Below are 19,682 nucleotides of genomic sequence, written 5' to 3'. Positions count from 1 at the left end.
GATTTTTCCGTTGCAAACGGCATGAAGGGGCACCCGACCATGAAAAGCCATCCACACCGATTCGCTGCGCTGACCCTGGCGCTCGGCCTCCTGCTGGGCGTGACGGCCTGCGACCCGCAGAACATCAGCGAACTGGAAGAAGGCGTTTCCACCGAGGCCGATGTGCGCGAGCGGTTCGGCGCGCCCGAAGCGGTGTGGGAGGGCGACGACGGGGCTCAGATCTATGAGTACAACCGGCAGCCCGCCGGGTATCAGAACTACCAGATCACCATCGGGGCCGACGGCAAGATGGCCGCGCTGCGCCAGGTGCTCGCGCCACACAACTTCGAGCGCATCCAGCCCGGCATGCCGATGGAGGAGGTGCGGCGCATGCTGGGCAAGCCGATGAAAATCACGCCTTACGCGCTGAAGCAGGAGACCCACTACGACTGGCGTTACCGGGATGGTCCGAACGAAGGCGACGCCAAGCTGTTCACGGTGGTGTTCAACCCCGATCTGCGGGTGGTCTCCACGATGTCGGTGCGTGATCCGGATCTGGATCGCAGCCGCTGAGCCCGCTCAGTCGGCTCGCAGGCGCTGCCAGTCATCCAGCGCCGGGCGCATCACCAGCAACAGCAGGGTGATCGCCAGCGGCACGGTGCTGATGTAGCCCAGGTATTTGAAGCCGAGCGCACCGGCGATGCCGCCCACCAGGAAGCTCAGCACGAGTTGCGCATGCACGCGCAGGCGTTCGCGGTCAGCGCGCACCGGTCGCATGTCCGGATGCCGGTTCACGTACAGCAGCTTGCCCAGCTCGATGCCCAGATCGGTGACCAGGCCGGTCACGTGCGTGGTGCGGATGCGCGCCTGCGAGATCTTGGTGATCACGGCGTTCTGCAGTCCCATGATGTAACAGAGCAGCACCACCGTGACCGGCAGGAACACGGTGTGCCACAGGCTCATGGCGGCGCCGAAGATGCCGAACACCAGCAGCAGCACCGCTTCGATCAGCAGTGGCAGGCCGTAGGCGCTGCGCAGCTGCAGCCGCATGCCCCAGTTCACCAGCCAGGCGGTGCTCATGGCGCCCAGCAGAAAGGCCAGTACCGCGGCCAGTGCGGCGCCGGCCAGCACGAACTGGCCGAGCACCAGGTTGTCGGCCATGGCCGAGACCATGCCCGTCATGTGCGAGGTGTACTGGCCCACCGCCAGAAAACCGCCCGCGTTGGTCGCACCGGCCACGAAAGCCAGCACGGTGCCGAGCTTCAGGTCGGCCTGCGGCGTGCGCTTGAGGCTGGTGAAACCGCGGATGGGCTCGAACATCGATGGCGGTCAGTGGATCCGCATGCCCGGCTGGGCGCCCGGCCAGGGGTTGAGGATGTGGATGCCGGGCTGGGCCTTTTCGTCGGCGTGACTGGCTGCGAGCACCATGCCCTCGCTGACGCCGAACTTCATCTTGCGTGGCGCCAGGTTGGCGACCATCACGGTGAGTTTGCCCACCAGGTCTTCTGGCTTGTACATGCTGGCGATGCCGCTGAACACGTTGCGCGTGCGGCCTTCTCCCACGTCGAGTGTGAGGCGCAGCAGTTTGGTGGAGCCTTCCACCGCTTCGCAGTTGACGATCTGCGCGATGCGCAGGTCGATCCTGGCGAAGTCGTCGATGCCGATGGTGTCGGCGATGGGTTCACCACCGGGGACGATCTTCGGCTCTTCGGGCGCTGGTGGCGGTTCAAACAAGGCGTCGAGCTGCTTCACGTCCACGCGTTGCATCAGGTGCTGGTAGGCGCCGATGGCGTGGCCGGCGCCGAGCAGGCGGTTCGCGTCGGCGAACACCATCGGGGCGGTGTTGAGGAAGGCTTCCACGTCTTTCGCCAGCGCGGGCAGCACGGGCTTGAGGTAGAGCGTGAGCAGGCGGAAGGCTTCGATGCAGGTGGTGCACACGTCGTGCAGCCGGCCTTCCATGCCTTCTTTTTTCGCCAGTTCCCAGGGCTTGTTCTGATCCACGTAGGCGTTCACACGGTCGGCCAGCAGCATGATCTCGCGCAGGGCCTTGCCGTATTCGCGCTCGGCGTACAGCTCGGTGATGCTGGGGGCGGCCACTTCCAGGTGGTCCAGCAGCGCGTCGCCGTCGGCCGAGACCTCGCCCAGCTTCCCATCGAAACGCTTGGCGATGAAGCCTGCGGCGCGCGATGCGATGTTGATGTACTTGCCCACCAGGTCGCTGTTGACCCGGGCCATGAAGTCTTCGGGGTTGAAGTCCACGTCCTCGTTTTTGCCGCTGAGCTTGGCCGCGAGGTAATACCGCAGCCACTCGGGGTTCATGCCGAGCTCCAGGTATTTGAGCGGGTTCAGGCCGGTACCCCGGCTCTTGCTCATCTTCTCGCCGTTGTTGATGGTGAGGAAGCCGTGCACGAACACGGCGTTGGGCACCTTGCGGCCGCTGAACTTGAGCATCGCGGGCCAGAACAGGGTGTGGAAGGTGATGATGTCCTTGCCGATGAAGTGGAACTGCTCGGTGGTGGGGTCGGCCATGAAGGCGTCGTAGTCACGGCCGGTCTTGCTGAAGTGGTTCTTGAGCGAAGCGAGGTAGCCGATGGGCGCGTCCAGCCAGACGTAGAAGTACTTGCCCGGTGCGTCAGGGATCTCGATGCCGAAATAGGGCGCATCGCGGCTGATGTCCCAGTCGCCCATCCTGGGCTTGCCGTCTTCGCCAGGCTCGATCCACTCGGCGATCTTGTTCAGCACCTCGGGCTGCACCGCGCCGCTCTGCGTCCACTGGTCGAGGAAGGCGAGGCAGCGCGGGTCGGACAGCTTGAAGAAAAAGTGCTCCGAGCTTTTCAGCACCGGCTGGGCGCCGGAGAGCGCCGAATACGGGTTCTTCAGCTCGGTGGGTGCGTAGACGGCGCCGCAGACCTCGCAGTTGTCACCGTACTGGTCCTTGGCGCCGCACTTGGGGCACTCACCCTTGATGAAACGGTCGGGCAGGAACATGTTCTTCTGTGGGTCGAAGAACTGTTCGATGGTGCGGGTTTCGATCAGATCATTGGCCTTGAGCGCGCGGTAGATCTCCTGCGCCAGCTCGTGGTTTTCCGGGCCGTCGGTGCTGTGCCAGTTGTCGAAGCCGATGTGGAAACCGTCCAGGTAGGGCTTGCGCCCGGCGGCGATGTCGGCCACGAACTGCTGCGGTGTCTTGCCGGCCTTTTCGGCCGCGATCATGATCGGCGCACCGTGCGCGTCGTCGGCGCAGACGAAGTGCACCTCGTGGCCCTGCATGCGCTGGAAACGCACCCAGATGTCGGCCTGGATGTATTCCATGATGTGGCCGATGTGGAAATGGCCGTTGGCATAGGGCAGGGCGGTGGTGACGAACAGGCGACGCGGGCTCATGGCTGGGGGCTTTCTTTCGGGGGAACCCGTGATTTTAGGCGGCCCCGGTCGCCAGCGCCTGACGCGTCAAGCCCTCACGTCCGCTGTGTGTTTGCCCGTGCGGCGGTGGGTGTGGCATCGGGGCGTTAGACTTCGGGCCACTTCTGCATATCCACCCACGTCTTTCCCTCAGGAGATCTTTCGATGGCCGTCGACCAACAAGCGCTGCTCAATGCCCTGCAGACCGTGACCGACCCGAACACGGGCAAGGACTTTGTGTCCACCAAGGCACTGAAGAACCTGAACGAGCAGTACGGAGACGTGTCGTTCGATGTCGAACTCGGCTATCCGGCCAAGAGCCAGATGCCTGCCTTGCGTCGCGCCCTGATCACGGCCGCCAAGTCGGTGGACGGGGTGGAGAACGTGTCGATCAACATGACCAGCAAGATCATTTCGCACGCGGTGCAGCGCGGCGTGCAGCTGCTGCCGAGCGTGAAGAACATCATCGCCGTGGCCTCGGGCAAGGGCGGCGTGGGCAAGAGCACCACGGCGGTCAACCTGGCGCTGGCGTTGTCCGCCGAGGGCGCCAAGGTCGGCATCCTGGACGCCGACATCTACGGTCCCAGCCAGCCCATGATGATGGGTGTGGAAGGCCGGCCTGAAAGCGCCGATGGCAAGACCATGGAGCCGCTGGAGAACTACGGCGTGCAGGTGATCTCGATCGGGTTCCTGGTCGACAAGGACGAAGCCATGATCTGGCGCGGCCCGATGGCCACGCAGGCGCTGGAGCAGTTGCTGCGCCAGACCAACTGGAAAGACCTGGACTACCTGATCGTCGACATGCCACCCGGTACCGGCGACATCCAGCTCACGCTGAGCCAGCGCGTGCCGCTGACCGGCGCGGTGATCGTGACCACGCCGCAGGACATTGCCCTGCTCGACGCTCGCAAGGGCATCAAGATGTTCGAGAAGGTGGGTGTGCCCATCCTCGGCATCGTGGAAAACATGGCGGTCTACTGCTGCCCCAACTGCGGTCACACCGAACACATTTTCGGCGCCGATGGCGGCAAGAAAATGGCGGCCGAATACGACATGGACTACCTCGGCGCGCTGCCGCTGAACATGTCGATCCGGGTGCAGGCCGACAGCGGCATGCCCACCGTGGTGTCCGACCCCGATGGCGAGATCGCCGAGATCTACAAGACGGTGGCGCGCCAGGTGGCGATCAAGATCGCGAAGCAGGCCAAGGACTTTTCCTCGAAGTTTCCGAGCATCAAGATTTCGAAAGAGACCTGAAGCCGGCCGGGTGTCACTCCAGCAAAAAGGGCCCGCAGATGCGGGCCCTTTTTGCTGAGGGAGCGCTGGCTCCCGGTGTTTACCGACCGGCCAGCTGCATCAGGTCGCCTTCGGTGAGCACACCCGCGTTGAAGCGCAAGCGCAGGAAGGCGAGCAGGTGGGCGTAGCGGGCATCCGCCAGTTCGCGTTCGGCGGTCACCAGTCGCTCGCGGGCGTTGAGCACGTCGAGGTTGGTGCGCACCCCGGCGGCCGTGCTCTTGATGGTCGCGTCGACGGCGATGCGACCGGATTCCACGGCCTGCTCCAGCGCTTGCACGCGCAAGGTGGTGGATTGCTGAAGGCGGAGCTGGCGGTTCAGTTCCAGCAGCACCTCGTCCACGCGGGCGTCCATCTCGGCCTGGGCCTGAGCCAAGCGGGCCGCCACCTGGCGGGTTCTGGCCGACACGGCTCCGCCCGAATACAGCGGTATGTTGAGCTCCACGCCCACCACATGGTTGGTGGTCCGCCGGCGGGTGCTGAGGTGCTGCTCGGCGTTGAACCGGGAGCTGGAGGTGGCGGCGGAACTGGACGTGGTGGTGTAGTTCGAGTTGACGCTCTCGTTCAGGATGGGGGCCGAGCCGGTCGACACGCTGGACGTGGAGCCGGTGGTGGAGCTCGCGCTGGTGGAGTCGCTGACGCTCGTGGTGGTGTTCGAGATCGGGTTGACGTTGGAGCGGAAGTTGTCGCGTCCCACGGACGCCACCAGATCCAGTCGGGGATAGTGGCCGCTTTCAGCCTTGCTGACCTCCTGGTGGGCCGCCTCGACCTGGTAGCGCAGGGCTTCCAGCAGACCGTTCTGCGTCAGGGCCAGTCCGTGCCAGTCTTCAGGGGTGGAGGCCAGGGTCGACGAGGTGACGATGTCGGTTTTCAGGGGGGCGAAAGAGGTTGCCCGAACACCGGTCATCGCGATGAGGCGGTTGCGGGCGACCAGCAGCGCGTCTTCGGCCTCGATGAGTTGGGCCTCTGCGAGCGCGCGCTTGGCCCGGGTTTCCAGCACATCGGTCAAGGTGCCTTCGCCACTGGAGAGCATGCGCTCGTTGGTGGTCTGCTGCTCGGTCAGGGTGACGAGCTGGGTGAGCACGAGCCGCCGGCTCTCTTCGGCAAAAAGGGCACCCGCGTAGACCTCGGCCACCCGGACCATGAGCTCCTGCTGCTGGCTCCGGAACCGGGCTTCGCTGGCGGCGCTCAGGGCCTTGCCCTGGCGGTAGCCGGCCATGGCGCCGAAGTTGATCAGGGGCTGGCGCAGTTGCAGGGCTGTTCGGGTGTCCCGGAACTTGTTGGTTTCGATCTCGGTTTCGTCAACGGTCGAGTGCCCGGTGCTGTCCGTGTGGGTGTCGGTTTCCGAATCCGTGACACGGCGCTGCGATTCCCGGGGCTGGCCGGCGAGGGGTCCGGTGAATGCATTGGACGTCTGCAGCCGGTCGTTGGTGATGGTGCTGGTGCTGGTGGCCGTGCTGCTCTGGGTGGCTTCGGTGGATGCGGTGACCTGGCCCTGGGTTGACCGCGTGGTGTTCCGGTTGGTGGAATAGGTGGCGGCGATGCTGGGCAGCAGTTGTGCCCGCCCGAGGATTTTTTCTTCCCTGCCTGCATCGAGCGCTGCGATCGCGGCGCGGAAGGTGGGATCGTTCAGGCGCGCGGCCTCGTAGGCACGGGCCAGGTCCAGCGCTTCGGCGCCGGCAGAGGTGGCCCAGGCCAGCGCCACGTTCAGGCAGATCAGGCGCATCCGCCGCTGCGCGGATCGGGTGCTGGGGCGAATGAGGTCGGCGTCCACGGTGCTCACTCCTCGGTCATGGACATGCGGAAGTTGTCGCGCAGGGGGCGCAGGAGGTAGTTCATGAGTGTTCGCTCGCCGGTGCGCACGAACAGTTCGACCGGCATGCCGGGGCGCACCTGCAGATCGGCGAGCAGCTTGCGGCCTTCGGGTGTGACCTCGGCACGCATGCGGTAGTAGGGCATGCCGGTCTGTTCGTCGACCAGGCGGTCGGGCGAGACCTGCGTGACGATGCCAGGGATGCGTGGCGTGGTGTTCTGGTTGAAGGCCGAGAAAATCAGTTCGACCGGCAACTTCGGGTGCACCGAATCGATGAGGTGCACCGGCACCTGGCCTTCAACGATCAGGGGCTCGTCCAGCGGAACGATGTCCATCATGCGAAAGCCGGGCGAGACCACGCCGCCTTCGGTGAAGATGCTGACATCGGCCACCATGCCGCTGACCGGGGCCTTCACGTCGGCGTTGTTCAGTTCATAGTCCAGCCCCTCCAGCCGGCTGCGCAGCGCATCCACCTGCTGCTGGATTTCGGTGAGCTGGGTGCGCACTTCTTTCTGGTAGTCCTGCTGGCGCAACAGGGCCCGCAGGCGCAGTTCGCTGACCTGGCTCTGGTTGCGGCCGAGGTTGCCCGTGTCTTCCGCGATGGAGGCTTCAATCTGGGCGTGATTGCGTTCCAGTTCCAGCAAGCGGTTGCGTGGCATGTAGCCGTCTTTGGCCAGGTCGCGCATGCCGTCGATCTGCTGCTGGAGCAATCGCAGTTGCAGCAGCTTGCCCTGGCGCGACTCTTCGACACCGGCGGCGTAGGCGTTCAGACCGAAGATGTTCTGCTCTGTGGCGGCCAGATCGCTGCGCAATGCACCCTGGCGGGACTCGAAGAGCTGTTTTTGAACGGCGAGCGTGGTGGCCACGCGCGGATCGTTGCCGCTGGCCTGGATGTCGGGTGGAAACACCAGGCTGGGGCGCCCGTCGCGTTCAGCCAGCAAGCGGGCTTCGGTGATGCGCGCGGCCAGGAACTGGATGCGGGTGATTTCGGCGTTGGCCCGGGCCTGCACGCTGTTCATGCGCACCAGCGGTTGCCCGGCGGTGACGGTGTCGCCTTCCCTGACGAAAATCTCGTCAACCGTGCCGCCGGTGAGGTGTTGCACGGCCTTCTTGTTGCCGGCGACGGTGACCGTGCCGCCCATGGGAACGCCCTTGTCCAGCGGCGCAAACGTCGCCCAGATCAGGAAGCTGCCCAGACCCAAGAGCACGAGCCACCAGCCCAGACGGGCATGCGAGCGGACGTCGGTCTTGACCGGGTTGTCCTCTTCTTCTGACCGGATGTGGGCGTCGGTCACGGCCATGGCGTTGGTGGTCATCGTGTGGGCACTCCGGAAGTGATCGGTTCGACGGCGGGTTCAGGCGGTCTCGCCGGTGGCGGGCGCCGCCGGGGCCGTGGGGGCGGGGGGGGCGACTGTCTTGTCGGTGATGGGGCCCGGTGGCTGTGCGGGTGTGGCGGCGGCCGGGTTCTGCACCGCCAGGCGCGGCGGCGCAGCCCCATTGGCGCCTTGCGCCTGCTGGGTGGCCTTGGCCAGATCGAGAAGCACCTGTTTGGTCGGGCCGAACATCTGGGGCATGCCGTCGCGCAGGAACAGCAGTTTGTTGGTGATGCCGATGGCGTTGGTCCGGTGCGTGATGATCACCAGCGTCTTGCCGCGTTTGCGCAGGTCGGCAATCGCCGAGAGCAGCGCCTGTTCGCCCGTGTCGTCGAGGTTGGAGTTGGGTTCGTCCAGCACGATCAGCGACGGGTCGTCGTACATCGCCCGGGCCAACCCGATGCGCTGTTTCTGACCTCCCGAAAGGCCCGCGCCACCGTCGCCCAGCGGCGTGTCGTAGCCTTGCGGCAGGCGCAGGATCATGTCGTGCACACCCGCGCGCTCGGCGGCCTGGATCACCTTGAGCGAGTCCACTTCGCCAAAACGCGCAATGTTTTCGGCCACGGTGCCACCGAAGAGTTCGATGTCCTGCGGCAGATAGCCCACGTACGGGCCCAGTTCGGCCTTGTTCCACTGGAACACGTCGGCACCATCCAGGCGGACCTTGCCGGCGGCGGCCGGCCAGACGCCCACCAGCAGGCGCGCGAGGGTGGACTTGCCCGAACCGCTGGGGCCGATGACACCGACCACATCACCCGCGGCCACCGTGAGGCTCAGGTTGCGCAGGGCGGGCATGTTGGAGCCCGGTGGCACGGCCGTCACGCCTTCGAGAGAAAGGTTGCCCAGCGGCTTGGGCAGGGGCATGCCTTCGCGGCGGGCCGGGTTGCTGGCCAGCAGTTCGCTCAGGCGCTGGTAGGCGCTGCGGGTGGACGACCAGCCTTTCCAGACGTTGATGAGCTGGTCGACCGGCGCCAGTGCGCGGCCCATGAGGATGGAGCCGACGATCATCATGCCGGGGGTGATGCGGTTTTCCAGCGCCAGCAACGCGCCCAGGCCCAGGATCAGCGACTGCAGCGAGATGCGCACGAACTTGCTGGTGGCGGTGACGATGCCCGCCTTTTCGCTGGCTTCGGCCTGCAGCTGCAGGAAGCGGCCGTGCAGCTTGAACCAGCGCGACATCAGGTTGGGCAGCATGCCCATGGCCTGGATGACTTCGGCGTTGCGCAGGTTGTTGGTGGCCAGCGCGCCGGCGGTCACGGCCATGCCGTTGGCTTCGGCCAGCGGTTTGCGCGAAACAACCTCGTTGACGTAGGCCAGGATGACCAGAATGATCGTGCCCCCGACGGCGAAAACACCCAGGATCCAGTCAAACAGGAAGATGACCAGCAGGTACATCGGGAACCAGGGGGCGTCAAAAAAGGCGAACAGCGAGTTGCCGGTGAGGAACTGACGGATCGTCGTCAGGTCCTGCAGCGCCTGGCCGGCGTTGCCGCCCGACTTCTTGAGGTTCTGCTCGAAGGAGGCGGTGTACACCCGCTTGTTGAGCTTCATGTCGAGCTGGGCGCCGACGCGGATCAGCACGAAGCTGCGCACGAACTCCAGGCCGTTCATGAGCAGATACGCCCCCAGGATCATCAGGGTGAGCATGATCAGCGTTGTCTCGTTGCGGCTGGAGAGCACGCGGTCATACACCTGCAGCATGTAGAGCGAGGGCACCAGCATCAGCAGATTGATGATGGCGCTGAACACACCCACGCTGCGAAAGGCACCCCGAAAACCCGCCAGGGCCTGTCCGATTTCGTTGTTGGGCAATTTCAGGCTGGAAAACATGGTCAGCAGCGGATCCTCGCCGGGGAAGTCTTTCGTGTTCAGTCACTGTAATCGAACACTGTCACCCATGCTTGTGTCGTAAACCCCATGCGGTCAATTGCATCACCACTTTGGCGCAAATGCGGGGCTTTGTCGATGTTCGGCGGCACCTGGCGATGCGGTTGGCTTCTTGCAAGTGCCTGCCGGCGGACTCACCACGCTTTGGGGGGGCGGGCATTCGGGCAACGGTTGCGGAAGACGCCACAATCGCGCCCTTCCCATGCCACTTCATCTTGCCCCCCGCGCCCGCCGGATCGTTCAGGCGGTTCTTTACGAAACCTTCGCCGTCACTTTTGTCGCTCCGGTGCTCGTGTTCGTGTTTGGACAGGCGCCGCTGTCGTCGCTGGCGTTCACGCTCACCATGTCGAGCATCGCGCTGGCCTGGAACTGCGGGTTCAACTTCTTCTTCGAGCGCTGGGAAGCACGGCAGCCGGTCAAGGGCCGCTCGCGTTGGCGGCGGGCGGCATCGGCTTCGAAGTTGGGCTGGCGATGATCCTGGTGCCGGTGATGGCCATCTGGCTCGGCCGCTCGTTGTGGGCGGCGCTGGTGGCCAACCTGGGCCTGCTGCTGTTTTTCCTGGTCTATACGGTGGTCTTCACCTGGCTCTTCGACCGCGTGTTTGGCCTGCCCGCATCGGCGCTGGCGCGCCCTGACGCCGGCGCCTTCTGACTGAGGGTGTCAGCCGGTCGCAGCCGGCATCAGTAGCGCAAGCGTCCCGCGGCGTCGATGATCGCCAGCTCCACGTAGTTGGAGCCGTTGTGTGATCGGGGCGAGTACTGGGCCGTGAAACGGCCGAACGCGAGCTCACCCGCGCCTTCCATGACCCGGATGAAGCTGGCGGTGCTCAGCTCCCGTCCCGTGCGCCGGAGGCCTTCGACCAGCAGGCGGGCGTGCACGAAACCTTCGAACTGGGAGGCTGAGGGAGGGGTGTCGGGCGACCTGGCGGCGTGCAGCTTCAGGTATTCGGTCACCACGGGTACTGCGTTGTTGCGCAGCGAGGGCATGATCTGCGCGAGCACGATGCCGCGCGCCTTGTCTTTCAGCACCCGGTTGATGCCATCCAGGCTGGCGACGGAGAAGCCATAGAACACCGGGCGGGTGGCGGTCGCCTGCACCGCCTGGACGTAGTTCGTGAACGTCAGTCCCGCGGTGCCGACGATGACGGCCTGGGGATTGGCCTGCGCCGTGGCGGCCGCAGCGGCCGCGAAATCGGGCGCGGCCGGATCGACCTTGACCTCGACGGCCAGCGGCAGATTCTCTGCTGCAGAGGACTTCCTGACTTCGGCCAGCAGGGCCTTGCCCAGCCCGTCGTCCTGATAGAAAAAGGCGACCCGGGTGACGCCTATCTGCTTGAGCTGGGACAGGATGCGGGTGGACTCGTTGGCGTAACCGGCACGCACGTGGAACACGTGGGGGTTGACGGTGTCACGCAAGGCCGACGCACCCGTGACCGGACCGAACAGGATGGTTTTTGTTTCCTTGAGCATCGGCAGCACGGCCGCCGTCTGGGCGGTGCCGGTGCTGTTGAAGAGCATGAACACCTTGTGTTCGTCCAGCAGCTTGCGGGAGTTCTCCACCGCGCGTTTGGGATCAAAACCGTCGTCCAGGGTGGTGAAGCTGATCTTGCGCCCGTGGATGCCGCCGGCTGCGTTGACCGCGTCGAACAGCAGCCGCGCGCCCTCGCCGTACTGCACGGTCTGCGGCCCCAGCGGGCCCGAGAGCACCTGCGAGGCGCCCAGCCGGATCTCGGTGGACGTGACGCCTTCGTCGCCTGCGTGTGCCGCCGCGGCGAGCGCAAATCCCAGTACCAGTCCCCATCTGCGCGCCATGTCGAACCCTTGTTTTCCGTTGTCTACGATGGGGTGCGAGTTTCGTTATGTTTCAGAACCAGATCAAGTCTGCGACACCCGGGTTTTCCCGGGTTTTGGGTCGTGAACGGGACGAGCGGCGTTTCAGGCGGTGTCAGCGGCGCACAAACAGGCGCTGGTTCTCCAGTTCGCGCAACTTGAAGCGCTGGATCTTGCCGGTGGCGGTCTTGGGCAGTTCGGTCATGAACTCGATGAAGCGCGGGTACTTGTAGGGCGCGAGCTTCTCTTTCACGAAGGCCTGCAGCTCGGCTTCCGTCGCCTGGGCGCCGGCCTTGAGCACCACATAGGCCTTGGTCTTGGTCAGGCCGTCGTCATCGGTCTTGCCGATCACGGCCGCTTCGAGCACGGCCGGGTGCTGCACCAGGGTGGCTTCCACTTCGAAGGGGCTGACGTAGATGCCGCTGACCTTGAGCATGTCGTCGTTGCGGCCGGCGTAGGTGTAGTAGCCGTCGGGGTCGCGGGTGTACTTGTCGCCGCTCTTGGTCCAGTTGCCCTGGAAGGTGTCACGCGATTTGGCGCGGTTGTTCCAGTACAGCAGCGCCGCGCTCGGGCCCTGGATGTAGAGGTCGCCGATCAGGTTGTGGCCGGTGATCACGCTGCCGTCTTCGTCGCGCAGCTGCACCTCGTAGCCCGGCACGGGTTTGCCGGTGGTGCCGTAGCGCACGTCGCCCGGGCGGTTGGAGAGAAAGATGTGCAGCATCTCGGTGCTGCCGATGCCGTCGATGATCTGGCAGCCGAAGTGCGCGGTCCAGCGCTCGCCGATGTCGCGCGGCAGCGCTTCGCCGGCCGACGAACACAGGCGCAGCGCGACCGCGCTTTTCGCCGGCAGGTCGGGCGCGGCCAGCATGCCGCCGTAGCCGGTGGGTGCGCCGTAGAACACCGTGGGCTGGTGGTCGACCATCCGTTTGAAAGTGGCCTGCGGCGTGGGCCGTTCGGCCATCAGCACCACGCTCGCGCCCACGCTCAGCGGAAACGACAGGCCGTTGCCCAGGCCGTAGGCGAAGAACAGCTTGGCGGCGGAGAACACGGTGTCGCTCTCCTTCAGACCCAGCACCGCCTTGCCGTAGAGCTCGGCGGTCCAGTAGAGGCTGGACTGCGTGTGCACCGTGCCCTTGGGCGCGCCGGTGGAACCGGAGGAATAGAGCCAGAAAGCCGGTTCGTCGCCGTGCGTGTCGGCGCCTTCTGCACCTGGTTCAGCGGGGGCACGGGCCGCAGCCAGCGCCGCGAAGTCGTGCGCGCCTGCGGGCAGCGGGTCCTTCGCGCGCGAGACGATGAGGTGCTTCACCTCGTGGCCGCCCGTCTCCAGTGCGGTCTGCAGCGTGGGCAGCAGTGCGGCCGAAACGAAGGCCGCCTGCGCGCGGCTGTCGGCCAGCATGTAGGCGTAGTCCTTGGCGGTCAGCAGCGTGTTCACCGCCACCGGCACCACGCCCGCGTGCAGCGCGCCCAGAAAGCTCACCACCCAGTCGCTGCAGTCGTGCATGAGCAGCAGCACGCGCTCTTCGCGCTTCAGGCCCAGCGCCTGCAGCGACCCCGAGAAGCGCTGCACCTGGTCGGCGAGCTGGCCGTAGGTGAGTGAGCCGGCGTCGTCGATCAGCGCGGTCTTGCCGGCGCGGCCGGCGTTGAGCGCGATCAGGTGGCGCGCGAAATTGAAGCGCTCGGGTGGGGCGGCGGTTTCGTGGGGCATGTCTGTCTCCTGTTTGTACTGCTGCAAAAGCGCCGTTCGGGCTGAGCCTGTCGAAGGGCTCAGGGCGAACGGGTGCTCAGGGCTTGAATGGTGTGCCGGAAGTCGCCAGCACGTCCAGTGCCGCCGTGCTGCCCTGCACCGCGCTGCGGCGGTGGTAGAAGCCCAGCGCGCGCAAACCACCCAGCTCTTCGCCGCCCCCGGCGCGGCCCGGGCCACCGTGCAGGCTCATGGGCATCACGTTGCCGTGGCCACTCTGCGCTGCGGCCACGTCGGGCGAAATGGCGTGCACGCGGCCATGGCTGGAGCCCAGCTCGGCGGCGGCGTGGGCGATGAAGGCCGGGTCTGCGCTGTAGACCGAGCTCACCAGCGAGCCTTCGCCTCGGCGGATCAGCTCCAGCGCCTGCTCCAGGCTGTCGTAGGCCATGAGCGTGGCCACGGGGCCGAACACCTCGACCTCGTGCAGCACCCGGGCCTGCGCCGGCTGCCGATGACCCAGCAGCACCGGCGCCACGCAGGCGGCCACGGCCGGGTCGGCGTCCACCAGCGCGGTGGCGCTGCCGTCGAACAGCACCTCGGCTTCGGTCTTCAGGTGGGCGATGCCGGCGATCACGCTGTCGAATTGTTCTCGGCTCACCAGCGCGCCCATGCGCGTGGTCTCGTTGCGCGGGTTGCCCACGGTGGTCTTGCCCAGCTTGGCGCCGATGGCCTGGGCGGTGGCGTCGTACAGCGCGCGCGGCACGAAGATGCGGCGGATGGCGGTGCACTTCTGGCCGCTCTTGACCGTCATCTCGCGCACCACCTCGCTCACCAGCAGGTTGAAGGCTTCGTCGCCCGCGGCGGCGGCCGGGTCGAGCAGGGCGCTGTTCAGGCTGTCGGCCTCGATGTTGCAGCGCACCGAGCGCTGCGCCACCGCCGGGTGGCTGCGGATGATGCGCGCGGTTTCGGCCGAGCCGGTGAAGCTCACCACGTCAAAGGGGCCGAGCTGGTCCATCAGGCCGGCGGACGATCCGCACACCACCGAGAGCGCGCCCGCGGGCAGGATGCCGGCGTCCACCACGTCCTTCACCATGCGCTGGGTCAGCCAGGCGGTGGCGGTGGCGGGTTTGATGATCACCGGCACGCCCGAGAGCAGGGCCGGCGCGGCCTTTTCCCAAAGGCCCCAGCTCGGGAAGTTGAAGGCGTTGATGAACAGCGCCACGCCGCGCGTGGGGCTCAGGATGTGCTGGGTCTGGAACACCGGGTCCTTGGCCATGCGGATGCGCTCGCCGTCGAGCAGCAGCTTCGCGTCGCCCAGGGCCTCGCCCTGTTTGGCGAAGTAGCCCAGGGTGAAGATGCCGCCGTCGATGTCCACCGCCGAGTCCTTGGTGGTGGTGCCGCAGTTGGCGGTGGCGATCTCGTAGTAGGCGTCGCGGTTGGTCTGCAATACCTTGACGATCTCGCCCAGCAGCGCGGCCCGCTGCCGGTAAGTGAGTGCCCGCAGGGCGGCGCCGCCCTGTTCGCGCGCGAAGGCAAAACCTTCGGCCAGGTCCAGCCCGGCGCTGCTCACGCGCACCAGCGGCGTGCCCAGCACCGGGTCGAGCAGGGTGGCGCCGTTGCCGGAGCCGTCTTGCCAGCGGCCGGCGAGGAAATTGGGAAGCAGGGGCGTTGTGGTCATGTCGGGACTCGGGTGGGTTGATCAACAGGGCTGGTCGGCGCGCGGGATTGGCGCTATAAATGCACTATTCTGCGTCTTTGGGTTCATGCATTAAAGTGCATGTTTGTCCAGAAAGCAAGTCCCCGCAGGGATAACCCTTAAATCACCGATGCCCATGAAAGAACCGGTCGCCCTTGATCTTGTGCCCGAAGCCGCATCCGGCGCTGCAGAGGCCGACGAGCCGCCACGCCACCCGTTTCTGGTGTCGCTGGGCGAGCGGGTGCGCACGCTGCGCTCGCGCCGCGGCATGACACGCAAGGCCGTGGCGCTGGCGGCGGACGTGTCAGAGCGCCACCTCGCCAACCTCGAATACGGCACCGGCAACGCCTCCATCCTGGTGCTGTTGCAGGTGGCGCAGGCACTGCAATGTTCGCTCACCGAGCTGCTGGGCGACGTGACCACCTCGTCGCCCGAATGGCTGCTGATCCGCGAGCTGCTGGAGAATCGCAACGAGGCCGATCTGAAACGCGTGCGTCTGGCCATCGGCGGCCTGCTGGATGGGCACGCCGCGCCGGTGAACGATGCCGGGCGACAGGCCCGCATCGCACTCATTGGCCTGCGCGGCGCGGGCAAGTCAACGCTGGGTCAGCGACTCGCCGACGACCTGGGCTACACCTTCATCGAGCTCAGCCGCGAGATCGAAAAATTCGCCGGCTGCAGCATCAACGAAATCCACGCGCTCTACGGTACACCGGCCTATCGCCGCTACGAACGCCGTGCGCTCGAAGAAGCGATCCAGATCTACCCCGAGGTGGTGATCGCCACACCGGGTGGCCTGGTGTCGGACGCCGCCAACTTCAACCTGCTGCTCACGCACTGCACCACCGTCTGGCTGCAGGCCGACCCCGCCGACCACATGGGCCGCGTGGCCGCGCAGGGCGACATGCGGCCCATGGCCGCCAGCCGCGAAGCCATGGAAGATTTGAAGCGCATCCTGGCCGGTCGGTCGGCCTTTTATTCCAAGGCGGACCTGCACTTCAATACCAGTGGCCAGAGCGTTGACGACGCCTTTGACGGCCTGCGCACCCAGGTTCGGGAGGTACTTGGTATTTTGTAATATGCATAAAAATGCATTGACGTTCTTAAAAAGCTGCAATATTATTCACATCATTCGGTGCCCACCGGTGAGTGATTGCAAGTCGGCACCCCTTGTATTCCCGCCCCGCGCCACCCCACAAACAGGAGACAGCCATGACCACTGCCATCACCACCGTTGACTACCGCACCGATCCCAGCCAGTACCGCCACTGGAAACTCAAGTGCGAAGGTTCGACCGCCACGCTGGCGATCGACATCGACGAAGACGCCGGCATCCGCCCCGGCTACAAGCTCAAACTCAACAGCTACGACCTGGGCGTGGACATCGAGCTGCACGACGCCCTCAACCGTATCCGCTTCGAGCACCCCGAAGTGCGCACCGTGGTGGTCACCAGCGGCAAGGACCGCGTGTTCTGCTCCGGCGCCAACATCTTCATGCTCGGTGTCTCGACCCACGCCTGGAAGGTGAACTTCTGCAAGTTCACCAACGAAACCCGCAACGGCATCGAAGACACCAGCAAACACTCCGGCCTCAAATTCCTGGCCGCCCTGAACGGCGCCTGCGCCGGTGGCGGCTACGAGCTGGCCCTGGCCTGCGACGAGATCCTGCTGGTGGACGACCGCTCCAGCGCGGTCAGCCTGCCTGAAGTGCCGCTGCTCGGCGTGCTGCCCGGCACCGGCGGCCTGACCCGCGTGACCGACAAGCGCCACGTGCGCCACGACCTGGCCGACATCTTCTGCACCACCAGCGAAGGCGTGCGCGGCCAGAAGGCCGTGGACTGGCGCCTGGTGGACGCCGTGGCCAAGCCCCAGCAGTTCGCCGCCGCCGTGAGCGAGCGCGCAACCAAGCTGGCCGCGCAGAGCGACCGCCCAGCCGATGGGAAGGGCGTGAGCCTGCCCCGCGTGGAACGCACCGACAGCGCCGACGGCATCGCCTACACCTATGTCAACGTCGCCATCGACCGCGCCAGGCGCAACGCCACCATCACCCTGAAAGCGCCGAGCGGCGCTCAGCCGACCGACATCGCCGGCATCGAAGCCGCAGGTGCCGCCTGGTACCCGCTGCAGATGGCGCGCGAACTCGACGACGCCATCCTCAACCTGCGCACCAACGAACTCGACATCGGAACCTGGGTGCTCAAGACCGAAGGCGACGCGGCCGCCGTGCTGGCCAACGACGCCCTGATGCTGGCCCACAAAGACCACTGGTTCGTGCGCGAGACCATCGGCGCGCTGCGCCGCACTTTCGCACGCCTCGATGTGTCCTCGCGCAGCCTGTTCGCGCTGATCGAAGCCGGCTCCTGCTTCGCCGGCACGCTGGCCGAGCTGGCCTTCTGCGCTGACCGCGCCTACATGCTGGCCCTGCCGGACGACGCCGACAAGGCGCCCCAGCTGCAACTGAGCGAGTTCAACTTCGGCTTTCTGCCGATGGTGAACGACCAGTCGCGCCTGCAGCGCCGTTTCTATGAAGAGACCAGCCCCATGGAAGCCGCGCGCGGCGCCATCGGCAAAGCACTTGACGCCGACGCCGCATTGGCTTTGGGCCTGGTGACCGCCGCGCCCGACGACATCGATTGGGCCGACGAAGTGCGCATGGCGCTGGAGGAGCGTGCCGCCATGTCGCCCGACGCGCTCACCGGCATGGAAGCCAACCTGCGTTTCGCGCAGAAGGAGAACATGGCCACCCGCGTCTTTGGCCGCCTCACCGCCTGGCAGAACTGGATCTTCCAGCGTCCCAACGCCGTTGGCGAGAAGGGTGCGCTGAAGGTCTACGGCAAGGGAGACAAAGCCCAGTTCGACATGAATCGGGTGTGACCCCCCCGCGCCGCGCTGCGCGCGTCACCCCCCAGGGGGCGATGCGAGTGGCCCGGCAAAGCCGGTTCCGCCGCATCCCCGATTGAAGACACCTCACCCCACCGTTCCACCCACCCGCAGGAGACCAACATGTCCACCATCGACTACAGCGACAAGATCCCCAACAACGTCAACCTGAGCGAAGACCGCACGCTGCAGCGTGCGCTGGAGCAGTGGCAGCCCAACTACCTCAAATGGTGGGACGACATGGGCCCGGACGGCTCGCAGAACTTCGACGTCTACCTGCGCACGGCGGTCAGCGTCGATCCGCAGGGCTGGGCGCAGTTCGGCCACGTCAAGATGCCCGACTACCGCTGGGGCATCTTCCTCAACCCCGCCGAAGCCGACCGCAAGATCCACTTCGGTGACCACAAAGGCGAAGCCGCCTGGCAAGACATCCCTGGCGAATACCGCGCCAACCTGCGTCGCATCATCGTGACGCAAGGCGACACCGAGCCCGCCTCGGTCGAGCAGCAGCGCCACCTGGGCCTGACCGCCCCCAGCCAGTACGACCTGCGCAACCTGTTCCAGGTGAACGTGGAAGAAGGCCGCCACCTCTGGGCCATGGTGTATTTGCTGCACAAGTACTTCGGCAAGGACGGCCGTGAAGAAGGCGAAGCCCTGCTGGAACGCAACAGCGGCAACGCCGACAACCCGCGCATCCTGGAAGCCTTCAACGAAGAGACGCCCGACTGGTTGAGCTTCTTCATGTTCACCTACTTCACCGACCGCGACGGCAAGTTCCAGCTCTGCGCCCTGGCCGAATCCAGCTTCGACCCGCTGGCCCGCACCACCAAGTTCATGCTCACCGAAGAAGCGCACCACATGTTCGTGGGCGAGTCCGGTGTCAGCCGCGTCATCAACCGCACCTGCCAGGTGATGAACGAGCTCAAGACCGACGACCCGGCCAAGCTGCGCGCCGCCGGCGTGATCGACCTGCCCACCATCCAGCGCTACCTGAACTTCCACTTCAGCGTCACCATCGACCTCTTCGGCGCCGACGAATCCAGCAACGCCGCCACCTTCTACAGCACCGGCCTCAAGGGCCGTTATGAAGAAGGCAAACGCACAGACGACCACCAGCTGCGCGGCCAGTTCTACAAGGTGCTCAACGTGCAGAACGGCCAGCTGGTCGAAAAAGAAGTGCCGATGCTCAACGCGCTCAACGAAGTGCTGCGCGACGACTACATCAAGGACAGCATCGGTGGCGTGGAACGCTGGAACAAGGTGATCGAGAAGGCAGGCATCCCGTTCCGCCTGACCGTGCCGCACAAGGCCTTCCACCGCAACATCGGCCTGCTCAAGGGCGTGAAGGTCGCACCGGATGGCCGCGTGGTGTCCGAGTCCGAATGGAACGCCAACCGCGACAACTGGCTGCCCAGCGAGGGCGACCGCGCCTTCGTCGCCAGCCTGATGGGCCGCGTGGTCGACCCCGGCAAGTTCGCCAACTGGATCGCGCCGCCGGTGATGGGCATCAACCGCCAGCCGGTGGACTTTGAGTATGTACGTTTTGGCTAACCCCCTGCGCCGCTGAAGCGGCTTCCCCCTTAAAAGGGGGACGATGCCCTGCGGCCTGGCGAAGCCAGTTCCGCGGCATCCCTGGATGGGGCACGTGCTCCGGAGAGGCGACAGACTTCGCGCAGGAAGGGGAGCTGTCTCTTACCTTGCGCGAGTACCCACGAGCGCGACGCGGTGTGGCTGGCGCAGTGAGGTCAAGGAGGAGCCGGCCGCAGGCCGGCGGGGGACACGAACGGAGTCAGCCGCGCCGTGTCGCGCGGCGCCACGCCAACGCAAAACCACTTCTCGAACCGCCAGC

General features: G+C 65.8%; 13 protein-coding genes and 1 pseudogene. 6 read left to right on the top strand and 8 right to left on the bottom strand.

The features are described from left to right. Window positions 1-39: 39 nt before the first annotated feature. Window positions 40-552, top strand: a complete 513-nt coding sequence (gene bamE, locus AC0GNO_RS08940) for an outer membrane protein assembly factor BamE domain-containing protein (protein ID WP_472903770.1) — start codon at window positions 40-42, stop codon at window positions 550-552. A gap of 6 nt (window positions 553-558) precedes the next feature. On the opposite strand, the gene AC0GNO_RS08935 is transcribed toward bamE, so the two are convergent. Then, window positions 559-1,299, bottom strand: coding sequence for a YoaK family protein (locus AC0GNO_RS08935; RefSeq protein WP_472903769.1), 741 nt, complete (start codon window positions 1,297-1,299; stop codon window positions 559-561). Between the two features lie 9 nt (window positions 1,300-1,308). Next, window positions 1,309-3,363, bottom strand: coding sequence for a methionine--tRNA ligase (gene metG / locus AC0GNO_RS08930; protein ID WP_472903768.1), 2,055 nt, complete (start codon window positions 3,361-3,363; stop codon window positions 1,309-1,311). A 183-nt stretch (window positions 3,364-3,546) separates the two neighbouring features. Here metG and apbC point away from each other — a divergent pair, with 183 nt between their 5' ends. Then, window positions 3,547-4,638, top strand: coding sequence for an iron-sulfur cluster carrier protein ApbC (apbC, locus tag AC0GNO_RS08925; protein WP_472903767.1), 1,092 nt, complete (start codon window positions 3,547-3,549; stop codon window positions 4,636-4,638). 79 nt (window positions 4,639-4,717) lie between these two features. Here the strand turns inward: apbC and AC0GNO_RS08920 are convergent, their stop codons facing one another. The 3 genes from AC0GNO_RS08920 to AC0GNO_RS08910 are packed head-to-tail and all read right to left on the bottom strand — an operon-like array spanning window position 4,718 to window position 9,690. After that, entirely contained in the window at window positions 4,718-6,448 is a 1,731-nt protein-coding gene (locus AC0GNO_RS08920; RefSeq protein ID WP_472903766.1) for a TolC family protein, read from the bottom strand. 5 nt (window positions 6,449-6,453) lie between these two features. Next, complete coding sequence (locus AC0GNO_RS08915) at window positions 6,454-7,803, bottom strand: HlyD family type I secretion periplasmic adaptor subunit (RefSeq protein WP_472903765.1); 1,350 nt, start codon at window positions 7,801-7,803, stop codon at window positions 6,454-6,456. Between the two features lie 39 nt (window positions 7,804-7,842). Continuing rightward, on the bottom strand, window positions 7,843-9,690 hold the full coding sequence (locus tag AC0GNO_RS08910) for a type I secretion system permease/ATPase (RefSeq protein ID WP_472903764.1): 1,848 nt from the start codon (window positions 9,688-9,690) through the stop codon (window positions 7,843-7,845). A gap of 259 nt (window positions 9,691-9,949) precedes the next feature. Here AC0GNO_RS08910 and AC0GNO_RS08905 point away from each other — a divergent pair. After that, window positions 9,950-10,398 (top strand): annotated as a pseudogene (locus tag AC0GNO_RS08905) (PACE efflux transporter). A gap of 29 nt (window positions 10,399-10,427) precedes the next feature. Here the strand turns inward: AC0GNO_RS08905 and AC0GNO_RS08900 are convergent. From AC0GNO_RS08900 to AC0GNO_RS08890, 3 genes are all read right to left on the bottom strand, one after another. Next, the gene (locus AC0GNO_RS08900) at window positions 10,428-11,558 is read right to left on the bottom strand and encodes an ABC transporter substrate-binding protein (RefSeq protein WP_472903763.1); all 1,131 of its coding nucleotides are present in this window, start codon (window positions 11,556-11,558) and stop codon (window positions 10,428-10,430) included. Between the two features lie 133 nt (window positions 11,559-11,691). Beyond that, window positions 11,692-13,281: a benzoate-CoA ligase family protein gene (locus AC0GNO_RS08895; protein ID WP_472903762.1), complete on the bottom strand. Its 1,590-nt coding sequence runs from the start codon at window positions 13,279-13,281 to the stop codon at window positions 11,692-11,694. A gap of 76 nt (window positions 13,282-13,357) precedes the next feature. Then, window positions 13,358-14,935, bottom strand: coding sequence for a 3,4-dehydroadipyl-CoA semialdehyde dehydrogenase (locus AC0GNO_RS08890; protein WP_472903761.1), 1,578 nt, complete (start codon window positions 14,933-14,935; stop codon window positions 13,358-13,360). Window positions 14,936-15,089: 154 nt separating this feature from the next. Between AC0GNO_RS08890 and AC0GNO_RS08885 the strand changes: the two genes are divergently transcribed. From AC0GNO_RS08885 to boxB, 3 genes are all read left to right on the top strand, one after another. Continuing rightward, window positions 15,090-16,031 (top strand): helix-turn-helix transcriptional regulator, encoded by a 942-nt coding sequence (locus AC0GNO_RS08885; protein ID WP_472903760.1) that lies wholly within the window; start codon window positions 15,090-15,092, stop codon window positions 16,029-16,031. Window positions 16,032-16,165: 134 nt separating this feature from the next. Continuing rightward, window positions 16,166-17,827: a 2,3-epoxybenzoyl-CoA dihydrolase gene (boxC, locus tag AC0GNO_RS08880; protein WP_472903759.1), complete on the top strand. Its 1,662-nt coding sequence runs from the start codon at window positions 16,166-16,168 to the stop codon at window positions 17,825-17,827. Between the two features lie 129 nt (window positions 17,828-17,956). Beyond that, on the top strand, window positions 17,957-19,384 hold the full coding sequence (gene boxB / locus AC0GNO_RS08875) for a benzoyl-CoA 2,3-epoxidase subunit BoxB (RefSeq protein WP_472887516.1): 1,428 nt from the start codon (window positions 17,957-17,959) through the stop codon (window positions 19,382-19,384). Window positions 19,385-19,682: the final 298 nt, after the last annotated feature.

It is taken from the genome of Hydrogenophaga sp. L310 (assembly GCF_055703065.1).
This window is presented reverse-complemented; position numbering and strand designations above follow the sequence as displayed.